14 protein-coding genes are annotated in these 12,683 nt (G+C 61.8%); 8 read left to right on the top strand and 6 right to left on the bottom strand.

The features are described 5' to 3' along the window. Positions 1-69: 69 nt before the first annotated feature. From metK to N1937_RS00060, 3 genes are all read left to right on the top strand, one after another. Positions 70-1,323: a methionine adenosyltransferase gene (gene metK / locus N1937_RS00070; RefSeq protein WP_017966724.1), complete on the top strand. Its 1,254-nt coding sequence runs from the start codon at positions 70-72 to the stop codon at positions 1,321-1,323. Further along, the gene (trmB, locus tag N1937_RS00065; RefSeq protein ID WP_170257379.1) at positions 1,320-2,024 is read left to right on the top strand and encodes a tRNA (guanine(46)-N(7))-methyltransferase TrmB; all 705 of its coding nucleotides are present in this window, start codon (positions 1,320-1,322) and stop codon (positions 2,022-2,024) included. The genes metK and trmB overlap by 4 nt, the downstream gene beginning before the upstream one ends. A gap of 231 nt (positions 2,025-2,255) precedes the next feature. Next, a complete protein-coding gene (locus tag N1937_RS00060; protein ID WP_162115414.1) occupies positions 2,256-2,522 on the top strand; it encodes a DUF2277 domain-containing protein in 267 nt (88 codons plus the stop codon). A 372-nt stretch (positions 2,523-2,894) separates the two neighbouring features. On the opposite strand, the gene N1937_RS00055 is transcribed toward N1937_RS00060, so the two are convergent. Continuing rightward, positions 2,895-3,152, bottom strand: coding sequence for a DUF1150 family protein (locus tag N1937_RS00055; protein WP_003556039.1), 258 nt, complete (start codon positions 3,150-3,152; stop codon positions 2,895-2,897). 47 nt (positions 3,153-3,199) lie between these two features. Further along, the gene (locus tag N1937_RS00050) at positions 3,200-3,625 is read right to left on the bottom strand and encodes an Hsp20 family protein (RefSeq protein WP_017966720.1); all 426 of its coding nucleotides are present in this window, start codon (positions 3,623-3,625) and stop codon (positions 3,200-3,202) included. Between the two features lie 277 nt (positions 3,626-3,902). On the opposite strand from N1937_RS00050, the gene N1937_RS00045 reads away from it, so the two are divergent. Further along, entirely contained in the window at positions 3,903-4,847 is a 945-nt protein-coding gene (locus N1937_RS00045; RefSeq protein ID WP_260057153.1) for a nucleoside hydrolase, read from the top strand. A 41-nt stretch (positions 4,848-4,888) separates the two neighbouring features. Here the strand turns inward: N1937_RS00045 and grpE are convergent, their stop codons facing one another. After that, entirely contained in the window at positions 4,889-5,521 is a 633-nt protein-coding gene (gene grpE, locus N1937_RS00040) for a nucleotide exchange factor GrpE (RefSeq protein ID WP_017966718.1), read from the bottom strand. Between the two features lie 110 nt (positions 5,522-5,631). After that, positions 5,632-6,720 (bottom strand): heat-inducible transcriptional repressor HrcA, encoded by a 1,089-nt coding sequence (gene hrcA / locus N1937_RS00035; RefSeq protein WP_017966717.1) that lies wholly within the window; start codon positions 6,718-6,720, stop codon positions 5,632-5,634. A gap of 128 nt (positions 6,721-6,848) precedes the next feature. Between hrcA and rph the strand changes: the two genes are divergently transcribed. Genes rph through hemW form a run of 4 tightly spaced genes read left to right on the top strand, consistent with a single transcriptional unit; the run spans position 6,849 to position 9,847 of the window. Then, the gene (gene rph / locus N1937_RS00030) at positions 6,849-7,568 is read left to right on the top strand and encodes a ribonuclease PH (protein WP_007633796.1); all 720 of its coding nucleotides are present in this window, start codon (positions 6,849-6,851) and stop codon (positions 7,566-7,568) included. After that, positions 7,565-7,990, top strand: coding sequence for a VOC family protein (locus N1937_RS00025; protein ID WP_170277313.1), 426 nt, complete (start codon positions 7,565-7,567; stop codon positions 7,988-7,990). The genes rph and N1937_RS00025 overlap by 4 nt, the downstream gene beginning before the upstream one ends. Further along, positions 7,991-8,635, top strand: a complete 645-nt coding sequence (rdgB, locus tag N1937_RS00020) for an RdgB/HAM1 family non-canonical purine NTP pyrophosphatase (RefSeq protein ID WP_170257376.1) — start codon at positions 7,991-7,993, stop codon at positions 8,633-8,635. 9 nt (positions 8,636-8,644) lie between these two features. Further along, positions 8,645-9,847 (top strand): radical SAM family heme chaperone HemW, encoded by a 1,203-nt coding sequence (gene hemW, locus N1937_RS00015; protein ID WP_260057152.1) that lies wholly within the window; start codon positions 8,645-8,647, stop codon positions 9,845-9,847. A 67-nt stretch (positions 9,848-9,914) separates the two neighbouring features. Here the strand turns inward: hemW and N1937_RS00010 are convergent, their stop codons facing one another. Both N1937_RS00010 and dnaA read right to left on the bottom strand, forming a co-directional pair. Continuing rightward, on the bottom strand, positions 9,915-10,997 hold the full coding sequence (locus N1937_RS00010) for a saccharopine dehydrogenase family protein (protein ID WP_260057151.1): 1,083 nt from the start codon (positions 10,995-10,997) through the stop codon (positions 9,915-9,917). A 135-nt stretch (positions 10,998-11,132) separates the two neighbouring features. Then, positions 11,133-12,683: a chromosomal replication initiator protein DnaA gene (dnaA, locus tag N1937_RS00005; protein WP_017966712.1), complete on the bottom strand. Its 1,551-nt coding sequence runs from the start codon at positions 12,681-12,683 to the stop codon at positions 11,133-11,135.

The following is a 12,683-nucleotide window of genomic DNA, read 5'->3' as shown; positions in this document are numbered from 1 at the left end:
TGCGCTTGTCATCGGCCCTCGAACTGAGTACCTACTAGCTGGCTTTTATTCTTTGAGGGGAATCCCGAAATGCGCGCGAATTATCTCTTTACCAGCGAATCTGTTGCCGAAGGTCATCCGGACAAAGTCTGTGACCGCATCTCCGACGAGATCGTCGATCTGGTCTACCGCGAAGCGGCCAAGACCGGCGTCAATCCGTGGGGCGTGCGCATTGCCTGCGAGACGCTGGCGACGACCAACCGCGTCGTCATCGCCGGCGAAGTTCGCCTGCCGCCGAGCCTGATGAAGAAGGACAAGGACGGCAAGGACGTCATCAACCCGTCGAAGTTCAAGGCCGCCGCCCGCCGCGCCATCAAGGATATCGGCTACGAGCAGGACGGCTTCCACTGGAAGAAGGCAAAGATCGACGTGCTCTTGCACTCGCAGTCGGCCGATATCGCGCAGGGCGTCGACAGCGCCGCCGACCAGCAGGGCGACGAGGGTGCCGGCGACCAGGGCATCATGTTCGGTTATGCCTGCCGCGAAACGCCGGACCTGATGCCGGCGCCGATCTATTATTCCCACAAGATCCTGCAGCTGCTCGCAGTTGCCCGCAAGAAGGGCGACGGAGAAGTTGCCAAGCTCGGCCCCGACGCCAAGAGCCAGGTGACCGTGCGTTACGTCGACGGCAAGCCGTCGGAAGCAACCTCGATCGTGCTTTCGACCCAGCATCTCGACGAGAGCTGGGATTCGAACAAGGTCCGCGCCGTCGTTGAGCCCTATATCCGCGAAGCGCTCGGCGAGCTGAAGATCGCCGACGATTGCAACTGGTACATCAACCCGACCGGCAAGTTCGTCATCGGCGGACCGGACGGCGATGCGGGCCTCACCGGCCGCAAGATCATCGTCGACACCTACGGCGGCGCCGCTCCGCATGGCGGCGGTGCATTCTCCGGCAAGGACACGACGAAGGTCGACCGTTCGGCGGCCTATGCTGCCCGCTATCTTGCCAAGAACGTCGTTGCCGCCGGCCTTGCCGACCGCTGCACGATCCAACTCTCCTACGCCATCGGTGTTGCTCAGCCGCTGTCGATCTATGTCGACCTGCACGGTACCGGCAATGGCATCAGCGAGGATCAGGTCGAAGCCGCAATCCGCCAGAACATGGACCTGTCGCCGTCGGGCATCCGCCGCCATCTCGACCTCAACAAGCCGATCTATGCCAAGACCTCGGCTTATGGCCATTTCGGCCGCAAGGCCGGACGCGACGGCTCGTTCTCCTGGGAGCGCACGGACCTCGTGAAGGCGCTCAAGGAAGCCGTCAAGACCAAGGCTGCTGCATGACGGATATGGAGCGCCGGGGCCGGGCGACCGAAGCTTTCTTCGGTCGCCGTAAGGGAAAGGCCCTGCGTGAACAGCAAGCGGAGACGCTGAACAGTCTGCTTCCGGCGTTCCTTATCGATCTGACGGCGGCTCCCCCGGAGCCGCTGACATCATCCCTCTTCCCGATCCCGGTCGAGAGATTGCGGCTGGAAATCGGTTTCGGCGGCGGCGAGCACCTGATCCACCGCGCGCTGGAGATGCCTTCGACCGGCTTCATCGGCGTCGAACCCTTCGTCAATTCCATGCAGAAGCTGTTGTCGCGGATCGGCGAGACCAGCGCCTCCAATATCCGCGTCTATAATGACGACGCGACGCAACTGCTCGACTGGCTGCCGGACGGTTCACTCGATCAAATCGATCTGCTCTATCCCGACCCCTGGCCGAAGCGGAAGCACTGGAAACGGCGCTTCGTCTCGAAGACCAATCTCGGCCGCTTTCATCGCGTGTTGAAGCCCGGCGGCCTGTTCTGCTTCGCCTCCGACATCGACACCTATGTGAACTGGACACTGATCAAATGCCGCGACCATGGCGGTTTCGAATGGATGGCCGACAATGCAGCCGATTGGCTGACCCCCTATGAGGGCTGGCCGAGCACACGCTACGAGGCCAAGGCGCGGCGCGAGGGCCGGTCTTCGGCCTATCTGACATTCAGGAAGATCTGAGGCTGCCCGCAAGTCGGCGAACGCGCCGTGATGTTCTTCGCGTGAGCAATCGCCTGGGACGCCGGTCTGATGCCGACAGCGACAAAAAAACCGAACTGGAGGAGCTGCGCCGTGCCTTGCGACGCGGAGAGACCCGCCGTTGGACCGGTTGCCATTAGCGCTCGCGCGACTATTTTCTGTGCTGGTCACCCTCCTCTCAAATAGAAGAGAGACAATGACCGGGAGCAAGTCATGTGCCGAAATATAAAACCCCTGTTCAATTTCGATCCGCCGGCGACTGACGAGGAGATCCACGATGCGGCGCTCCAGTTTGTACGGAAGGTGAGCGGAACGACCAAACCGTCGAAGCGCAATGAGGTCGCATTCGAGCGCGCGGTCAGTTCGATCGCGGCATGCGCCCGCGAGCTGCTCGATTCGATGGAAACGTCCCAACCTCCTCGTGATCGCGAGGAGGTAGCGGCAAAGGCGCGCGCGAGAACGGCGGTGCGGTTCGGGTGAGAGAGCCTGGCACGGATAGGAGATCTCAATCACGCCTCAACTGGTCTACTGACGGGTCTCGGCCCGGAGCGGACAACCCTTGGGCTTGTCAGGATTCAAATCAGGAAAATCTGCTCAGCGGCACAAGAATGCCAAGCGTAGCTTGCCCATAATTTCTTGGCCAGAGTGCTTAGTTCCCGATGAGAGGTCGGCATCTTCAATGAGTTCGATTCATTCAGTTGCTACCGGATCCTGGAATTTTCAACGTCATCGCAGGTACGGCGCCGGAAGACGGCTACGCGCATATGTCGCGACATCCGTCCCGATCGCAGCGAAATCGAATAGAGCGACCGTGCACCGCAAGCAGTGAAACGGAGCAGACGGTCTTGACGGTCAGTGCAGGCTGACCGTCTTCAATTCGTCCTCGGCAGCCTTGAAGAAGGTGCTGGAGCGATTATCCGTCAGCAGGATGGGCGTGCCGTCGGCGCCGAAGAGCGCCCAGAGATCGACGGTCGGATCGATATCCGGCGCCTCGGGAAAGCACTTGGCGACCTCATCGGTCCGCATTTTTCTGATATAGGCGACCTCGCCGTTGCCGATGTGGGCAAGCTCGGATTTGGTCAAGTGAGACGTGGCTTCTTTCATCAACATTCCTGTTCCTCCGGGAGAAGGGACCAACGGTTCGACAAACCGTTGTGCTACTGTGAGACCGAAATGTTAATTTTCTTGACCATGCGCGCAGGTTCCGGGCGAATTAGATCGACGGAGAGCAGCCCGTTCTTCAGGGCCGCACCCAGCACCTGCATGCCGTCGGCAAGAACGAAGGTACGCTGGAACTGGCGGGCGGCGATACCGCGATAGAGATAGTCCCGCTCGCCCTGTTCGACCTGGCGGCCGCGGATCAGAAGCTGGTTCTCCTCAATGGAGACATCAAGTTCCTCCTCGCTGAAGCCAGCCACGGCAAGGGTGATGCGCAGACGCTCCGGCGCGCCGCTGTCGGCGCCGATGCGTTCGATATTATAAGGCGGATATCCGTCGCTCGTCTTGGAAATGCGCTCCAGCGTCTTTTCCATGGCATCGAAGCCCAGAAGCAGCGGGCTGGCGAAAGGGGTAATGCGGCTCATCTCTTTTCAAGTCCTTGGCGCAAGCGACCATCCCGGACCTTCAGTGCAGCATCCGGATGCCGCTAATATGGGGACAAGAGCCCGGCGCTGCAAGGCATGGGGTGCTGCGTGTCGGCGCCACCTTCTCAATTTTAAGCTGACGTCAGGCTCTTTCCTTGACAAACCGGCTGCTGCCTCGCATCAAAACATGCCCGCGCGGATTGTGCTGATTTGTGACGGGACGTGAAGAAATCGGTGCATGCCCGGTAACACGCAGTGCGAGGATGGAACCATCGGAATGGCAAGCGCAAGAAAGATCATCATCGACACGGATCCTGGCCAGGACGACGCGGCCGCCATCATGCTGGCCTTCGGCAGTCCCGATGAGTTGGAGGTGCTGGGGATCACGACGGTCGCCGGCAACGTGCCGCTTCCGCTCACCAGCCGCAATGCGCGCATCGTCTGCGAACTCTGCGGCCGGACGGAGACCAAGGTTTTCGTCGGCGCCGACGCACCGATCGCCCGCAAGCTGGTGACGGCCGAACATGTGCACGGCAAGACCGGCCTCGACGGTCCGGAACTCAGCGAGCCGACGATGGCGCTGCAGCCTGGCCACGCCGTCGACTTCATCATCGAGACGTTCCGCCGCGAGCCGGAAGGCATGGTGACGCTGTGCACGCTCGGGCCGCTCACCAATATCGGCATGGCCTTTCAGAAGGCGCCCGACATCGTCCCCCGCATCCGCGAACTGGTGATGATGGGCGGGGGCTTCTTCGAGGGCGGCAACATCACGCCGGCGGCCGAATTCAACATCTATGTCGATCCGGAGGCGGCCGACATCGTCTTCCGCTCAGGCGTTCCGATCGTGATGATGCCGCTTGATGTGACGCATCAATTGCTGACCCGCAAGGACCGGGTGAAACGCATGGCCGAGATCGGCACGGCGCCGGCAAAGGCCATGGTCGAGATGCTGGAATTCTTCGAACGCTTCGACATCGAGAAATACGGTTCCGACGGCGGGCCGCTGCACGACCCGACCGTTGTCGCCTATCTGCTGAAGCCGGAACTTTTCCAGGGCCGCGACTGCAATGTCGAGATCGAGGTCCAGTCCGAACTCACCGTCGGCATGACGGTCGTCGACTGGTGGCATGTGACCGAGCGCAAGCGCAACGCCAAGGTCATGCGCCATGTCGATGCGGATGGCTTTTTCGATCTGCTGATCGAACGCTTCGCCCGCATCTAACGCTTCGGCTTTCCCTTCTGCACGAGCAGAAGGAAGGGATATCAGGCGTCTTTCTCGTCGAAGACGGAGTTGGTTTCGGCTTCGGTCGGCTTCGGGCCGCCCTTGGCGACGCCGACCATGGCCGGGCGCAGCACGCGCTCGCCGATGGAGAAGCCCGCCTGCACGACCTGCACGACCGTATTGTTCGGCACGTCGGGGTTCGGCACCTCGAACATTGCCTGATGGAAATTCGGATCGAACTTCTGGCCAACCGGCTCAAGCTTGCGAACGCCGTGGCGCTCGAGAGCCGACAGCATGGCGCGCTCGGTCATCTCGACACCCTCGATCAGCGTGCTCAGGCCGGCATCGGCGGCAGCCTTGGTCTCCGGAGGGATGGCATCGAGCGCGCGGCGCAGATTGTCCGAGACGGCGAGCATGTCACGAGCAAAGCCGGCGACGGAATAGGACTTGGCATCCTTTACCTCGCGCTCGGTGCGCCGGCGCAGATTGTCCATCTCGGCAGCAAGGCGCAAATAGCGGTCGCGCAGTTCGCCGTTTTCGGCTTTCAGAAGCTCGATCGGGTCCGGCTGGGCGGGCTCTTGCTGCGCAGTTTCGTTCTCGACGTAGGCGGCAGCGTCGGCTGCGGCATCGGCCGCAGTTGCGTCAGGTCCGTTTTTCGTCGTGTCATCGGTCATGACGGTCTCCGGTTGGTGTCTTCAGATGCGCCCGATATCGAGGTTTGACCGAAAAAAATCAAGTCTGCGTGACAAAGAAGCGAAAATTCCGCGTGACTGATTGCCGCGCATCAAAGCTGATTGCGCGAAAGGCGGGAGACGAGCTGGGCTGTATAGTCCACCATCGGCACGATGCGGGAATAATTGAGCCGCGTCGGGCCGATGACCCCGACGGCACCGACGATGCGATCGTCGTCGTCACGATAGGGTGCGACGATGAGCGATGAGCCGGACAGCGAGAAGAGCTTGTTTTCCGAACCGATGAAGATGCGCACACCCGGACCGCTTTCGGCGAGATTGAGGATCTCGATCAGGCTGTCCTTCTTCTCGAGATCATCAAACAGCAGCCGCAGCCGGTCGAGATCGTCGGCGCCGGCGAGGCCTTCGAGCAGGTTGGCGCGGCCGCGGATGATCAGCTGCGTCGGCTTCCCCTCATCCGGGCTCCCAGCCCAGACAGCAATGCCGCGCTCGACCAGATCGCGCGACAGGGCATCGAGCTCGTGACGGACGTCGTCCTTCAGGCGGCTCAATTGTTTGCGGAGCTCCGGCAGGGTCTGGCCGGACATATGGGCATTGAGAAAATTCGCCGCCTCCGTCAGCTGCGAGGACGTGACGCCCGCCGGCAGCTCGATAATGCGGTTTTCCACCTGATCATGATCGCCGACGAGCACGGCCAGCGCCTTTGTCGGTTCGAGCCGGATGAACTCGACATGTTTCAGCACCGGATCGCTTTTCGAGGTGATGACGAGGCCCGCGCCGCGCGAAATGCCCGATAACATGCGGCTTGCCTCGTTCATCATCGATTCAACGGGATTGCCGCCGCTTTCGGCCCGCAGCTGACGGTCGATGTTGGCGCGCTCCTCGGCGGAGAGGTCGCCGACCTGCATGAAGGCATCGACGAAGAAGCGCAGGCCGATCTGGGTCGGCAGCCGGCCGGCGCTGACATGCGGCGAATAGATCAGGCCGAGCTCTTCGAGATCGCTCATGACGTTGCGCACCGAGGCCGGCGACAGCGACATCGGCAGGATACGGGACAGGTTGCGCGAACCGAGCGGCTCGCCGCTTTCCAGGTAACCTTCGACGATGCGACGAAAAATTTCCCTGGAGCGCTCGTCCAGCGCAGCTACGGCATCCGAAACCGACGTCGACCTGATGCCCATGAAGCTTTCAAACCCATGCTGATGATACTTCCCGAAAAGTAAGTCAAACTCACACCCGTGGCAAAAGGGAATTTGCAAATGAGCGCCGCCAATCGTAGAAGCGGTCAAATAAACCCCAGGAGATAAGAATGCGGCCTTCAGGCAGAAAAATCGACCAGATGCGCAAGGTCTCGTTCGAGCGCAATTTTTCCAAGCATGCGGAAGGCTCCTGCCTGGTGAAATTCGGCGATACGCATGTACTCTGCACGGCGAGCCTCGAAGAAAAGACGCCGCCATGGCTGCGCAATTCCGGCAAGGGCTGGGTCACGGCCGAATACGGCATGCTGCCGCGGGCGACCGGCGAACGCATGAAGCGCGAAGCCGCCGCCGGCAAGCAGGGCGGCCGCACCCAGGAAATCCAGCGGCTGATCGGCCGGTCGCTGCGCGCCGTCGTCGACCTGCAGGCGCTCGGCGAACGGCAGATCACGCTCGATTGCGACGTCATCCAGGCCGATGGCGGCACGCGGACCGCCTCGATCACCGGCGGCTGGATCGCGCTTTACGACTGCCTGAAATGGATGGAAAGCCGCAACATGATCAAGGTCGACCGGGTCCTGAAGGATCATGTCGCCGCCATTTCCTGCGGTATCTTTGCCAGCCAGCCGGTGATCGATCTCGATTACCTCGAGGATTCCTCGGCCGAGACCGATGCGAACTTCGTCATGACGGGCACCGGTGGGATCGTCGAGATCCAGGGCACCGCCGAAGGCACGCCGTTCAGTGAGGGCGAATTCACCTCGCTGATGCAGCTGGCCAGAAACGGCATCGGCGAACTCGTGGCGCTGCAGAAGCAAGCCGTCGAAGGATGAACCCCATGCTGGAAGGCATGTTGGAAACGGCGCTCTATGCGCGGGATCTCGATAAGGCCGAGACGTTTTACGAAGACGTTCTCGGGCTTGAAAAGATCGCGCGGGCCGCCAACCGGCATGTCTTCTTCCGCTGTGGGCCCGGCGTTCTGTTGATCTTCAATCCCGAGGAAACGGTGAAGCCGCCGGCACCCGAAGCACTGCAGGTGCCGCCGCACGGCACGAACGGCCAAGGCCACGCCTGTTTCCGGGTGTCCGGCCGCAATATCGATGCCATGGCCGAACGGCTGTCGGCGGCGGGCGTTGCGATCGAATCCGAGGTGCGCTGGCCGAACGGCGGCCGCTCGATCTATTTCCGCGATCCGGCCGGCAACAGCCTGGAATGCGCGGAGGCTAAAATCTGGGGCATCGAACAGGATATCTGAATGCGCAAGCTTGAAACGAAGACCATCGTCGTCGCCAGCCACAATGCCGGCAAGATCCGCGAGATCCAGGAATTGATCGGGCCGCTCGGCTTCACCGCCAGATCCGCAGCCGAGCTGAACTTCGTCGAACCGGATGAGACGGGCACGAGCTTCGAAGAGAATGCGACGATCAAGGCGGTCGCCTCGGCCAATGCATCAGGCATGCCGGCGCTTTCGGACGATTCCGGGCTGGTGGTGGACGCGCTTGGCGGCGATCCTGGTGTCTACACCGCCAATTGGGCGGAGACATCTCACGGCACGCGCGATTTCGACATGGCGATGGCGAAGGTGGAAAAGGCGCTGCAGGATGCGGGCGCGACAAAGCCGGAACAGCGCAGGGCGCGTTTCATCAGCGTGCTCTGCCTTGCCTGGCCGGATGGGCATACGGAGCTGTTCCGCGGTGAGGTGGAAGGCAGCGTCGTCTGGCCGCCGCGCGGCACGCAGGGTTTCGGCTACGATCCGGTCTTCCAGCCTGCGGGCTACGACATCACCTTCGGGGAAATGAGCGGCGAGGAAAAACACGGCTGGAACGTCGGCAAGCCGCAAGCGCTGTCGCACCGGGCCCGTGCCTTCAAACTCTTTGTCGAAACCTGCCTGGAGGCATAGAGTCGGTCTGTGGGCAATTTCGATACGCCAAGCACCTCGCGCGATGCGGCCCTGCTGCCTGATACCGGCGAGCCGGGCTTCGGCGTCTATGTGCATTGGCCCTTCTGCGCGGCGAAGTGCCCCTATTGCGACTTCAACAGCCATGTGCGCCACCAGCCGGTGGACCAGGAGCGTTTTACATCTGCCTTCCTGAAGGAGATGGCGGCGGTCCGGTCGCTCAGTGGGCCGAAGACGGTGACAAGCATCTTCCTGGGGGGCGGCACGCCGTCGCTGATGAAGCCGGAAACGGTTTCCGCCATTCTCGATGGCATTGCGCGGCACTGGCATGTGCCAGATGGCATCGAGGTCACCATGGAGGCCAACCCTTCAAGCGTCGAGGCCGAACGTTTCCGCGGCTACCGAGCAGCCGGCGTCAACCGCGTCTCGCTTGGGGTGCAGGCGCTGAACGACCGGGATCTGAAATTCCTCGGCCGGCTGCATGATGTCGCCGACGCGCTGAAGGCGATAAGGCTGGCGCGCGACATCTTTCCGCGCATGTCCTTCGACCTGATCTATGCCCGGCCCGACCAGACAGTCGAGGACTGGGAAAAGGAACTGAAGGAGGCGATCTCCTACGCGGTCGACCATCTTTCGCTCTATCAGCTGACCATCGAGGAAGGCACGCCCTTCTACGGCCTGCACAAGGCCGGCAAGCTGGTCGTGCCGGACGGCGAGCAATCGGCATTGCTCTACGAGGCGACGCAGGAGATCACGGCGCGCGAGGGCATGCCGGCCTATGAGGTCTCCAATCATGCCCGGCCGGGTGCTGAAAGCCGGCATAACCTGACCTACTGGCGCTACGGCGATTATGCCGGTATCGGCCCAGGCGCCCACGGCCGGCTGACGCGTGGCCCCGAGAAGCTCGCGACCGCGACCGAGCGCAAGCCGGAAGCCTGGCTCGACATGGTCGAGCGTGATGGGCACGGCATTCTCGACGAGGAGCGGCTCGGCTTCGAGGAACAGTCCGACGAGCTGCTGCTGATGGGGTTGAGGCTCAGGGAAGGCGTCGATCTCGCCCGCTGGCAGCAGCTTTCCGGCCGCGACCTCGATCCGAAGCGCGAGGAATTCCTGCTCGAACACAAGTTCATCGAGCGGATCGGCAATTCACGCCTGCGCTGCACGCCATCCGGCATGCTGATCCTCGATTCGGTCGTCGCCGATCTCGCCTGCTGACACCGATACGACGGATTGGTTTTCGGTGCGGCGGCATTGATATTGCCGCCGCACCGGAGACTATTTCTTAGCCGTGGCTGGTCGCACCCGCCTTGAAGAGGCTGCCGGTCGGCGTCTTCAGGAACATCTCCAACGGAATATGCTCCTGGTGCAGGAAGCCGGTCGTCGGCAGCAGGCCGTCGCGGACCATCTCGATGACGGCGACGACGGAGGCTGACGTGGTCCAGGCGATCGCCGTGCGGCGCGCGCCGGCAATCTCGATCGGGTAATAGGCGCGCACGAACTCCTTGCGGCGCAGGCTGCCATTCTCGGTGCCTTCAGCGGCGACATGGACATAGACGACGTCGTCTTCGACCGGCGGCTTGGCATTGGTCAGGATCTCGCCGGCGAGCTTGCGCTTGTCGCGCATCAACAGCTCGTGGAAGAAGAAATTCATCAGCTCCATATGGCCGGGATAACGCATGGTCTTGTAATCGAGATTGTCGATCTTGCCGAGCATGGTGTCGCACATAGTGCCAAGGCCGCCGGACGTCGTGAAGGCTTCGAGCTTGACGCCGCCGACATAGACGGTCTCGTGCCATTCCATCGGCGAGACAAGCTTGCGCACGCCGCCCTCGATGACCTCGCAGTCGTTCAGATATTCATTGACGACGCCTTCGGGCGACCAATTGAAGGCGTAACCGAGCAGTCCAGTCGGATGCTGCGGCAGGGCGCCGACGCGCATGCGGATCGACCGGCAGCGATCGAAGCCGTCGGCCAGGCTTGCGCCGACGATGCCGACAAAACCCGGCGCCAGGCCGCATTGCGGCGCCATCAGGCCGCGTGATGTCTTCGACAGCTCGATGATGAAATTGGTTGTGGGAACGTCTTCGGTCAGATCGAAATAATGGATGCCGGCAAGATGGGCGGCGCGCGCCAGCTCGATGTTCAGATGGTAGGGCAGGCAGGAGAGCACAGCCTCGACATTCGAGAGCAGTTCGCCGATCACCTGGAGATCGGAGATATCGCCGGTGCGGCACTTGAAAGGGACGTCGCTCAGCGGCAATTGCGCATCGACGCCGATGACCTCGAAGCCGCCTTCATGCAAAAGCGTCGCCGCCAGCCGTCCGACCTTGCCCAGGCCGAAAACGGCGATCTTTTCAAAACTCATTCATTCCTCCCACGCGCCGTTTTGGCGCTTCAGTCTTTGATATGCACGTGATGCGCGGGAGGTATAGAATAAAAAACTTATAAAGGAAAACGGCCGGAATCGCTTCCGGCCGTCGATTTTTTGGAAAACCGCCGATTATTCGTTGATCAGCCGCTTCAGAAGCTCGACTTCGTGCGAAAGCTTGGTGTCTCCCGAAATCAGCTCTTCGATCTTGCGCACGGCGTGCAGCACGGTCGTATGATCGCGCCCGCCGAAACGGCGGCCGATCTCCGGGAAGGAGCGCGGCGTCAGCGTCTTCGACAGATACATGGCGATCTGGCGCGGCTTGACGATGACGCGGGTGCGACGGTTCGAGACCAGTTCCTGGCGCGAGACATTGTAGTGCCTTGCGACGATGCGCTGGATATCCTCGATGCGTACACGGCGGGGCTCGCCGGAGCCGACCAGATGGGCGAGCAGTTCGTCGACGCGTTCGATCGACAGGTTCGGCTCGAACGAGCGGCGGAAGACCAGCTGGTTGAAGGCGCCTTCGAGTTCGCGGCCGCTGGCCGTGACGTTGCGGGCGACATGCTGGAGCAGTTCGGCTGGAATTTCGAGCGACGGATCTTCGAGCCGGGCGACAGCAAGGCGACGCTTGAGGATTTCGAGACGCATCTCGTAATCCGGCGCGTCGAATTCGATCGCGACACCGCCCTGCAGGCGCGAGCGGACGCGGGGGTCGAGCGACTCCAGCTCCCAGGGCGCGCGGTCGGCGGCAACGACGACCTGTTTGGCGCTGTCGAGCAGCATGTTCAGGAGATGGCAGAATTCATGCTGGATCATCTTGCCCTGCAGGAACTGCATGTCGTCGATGATCAAGAGATCGATGTTGCGCAGCGAATCCTTCAGCGTCAGCGCATCATTGTCGCGGATCGCGGTGGCGAAGCGCCACATGAAATATTCGGCCGTCAGATAGACGACGCGCAGAGCCCTGGGGTTCTGCACCGCCGCATTGGCGACCGCCTGCAGCAGGTGGGTCTTGCCAAGGCCGACGGCCGAATGGATGAAGAGCGGGTTGAAGCGCACGGCGCCCTGACCAGCTTCCGCGATCGTCTTTGCAGCCGCAAGCGCGACCCGGTTGGAGCTGCCTTCGACGAAGGTGTCGAAGGTAAAGCGGCTATCGAGCGGCGAGCCGAAGAGCGGCGAGCCAAAGCTTGCGGGCCTTGCGGCGGCAACAGCCGAAACCGCTTGCTGGACAGCCTGACCGGCCGGCTGAGCGCTTGCCGGGCGGCGCATTTGCGTCGGGGCGGCAGGTTCCGGCGCGACCGCCTCATCGAGCGCCTTCGTGCCGTGGCGCGTCGCCGTACGCACCAGGACTTCGATTTTCAGAATTTCCGGATCTTCGGCCTGGAACAGACCGGTGATGAGGTCGAGATAACGATTGTTGATCCACGACTTCAGGAAGGTCGTGGGGACCGAAAGGCGAACGACGCTCTTCGATACCGAATGCAGCTTCAATCTGGCGAACCAACTGGCGTAGACATCCTGACCGACCTGAGCCTTCAAGCGCGCACTGACGCGCTCAAACAATACGTTCTGCTTCGTATCCGCCTTTACTTCCGCCGCTTCCAGGCGAATGGAGCCGAACGCCTGCGGTGCCGCATCCCCATTGTCGAGCCCGCTCGTCGTCATCGTATTCATCTGCAT

Origin of the sequence: Rhizobium sp. WSM4643, assembly GCF_025152745.1 — a bacterium.
Lineage (GTDB): Bacteria > Pseudomonadota > Alphaproteobacteria > Rhizobiales > Rhizobiaceae > Rhizobium > Rhizobium leguminosarum_I.
This window is presented reverse-complemented; position numbering and strand designations above follow the sequence as displayed.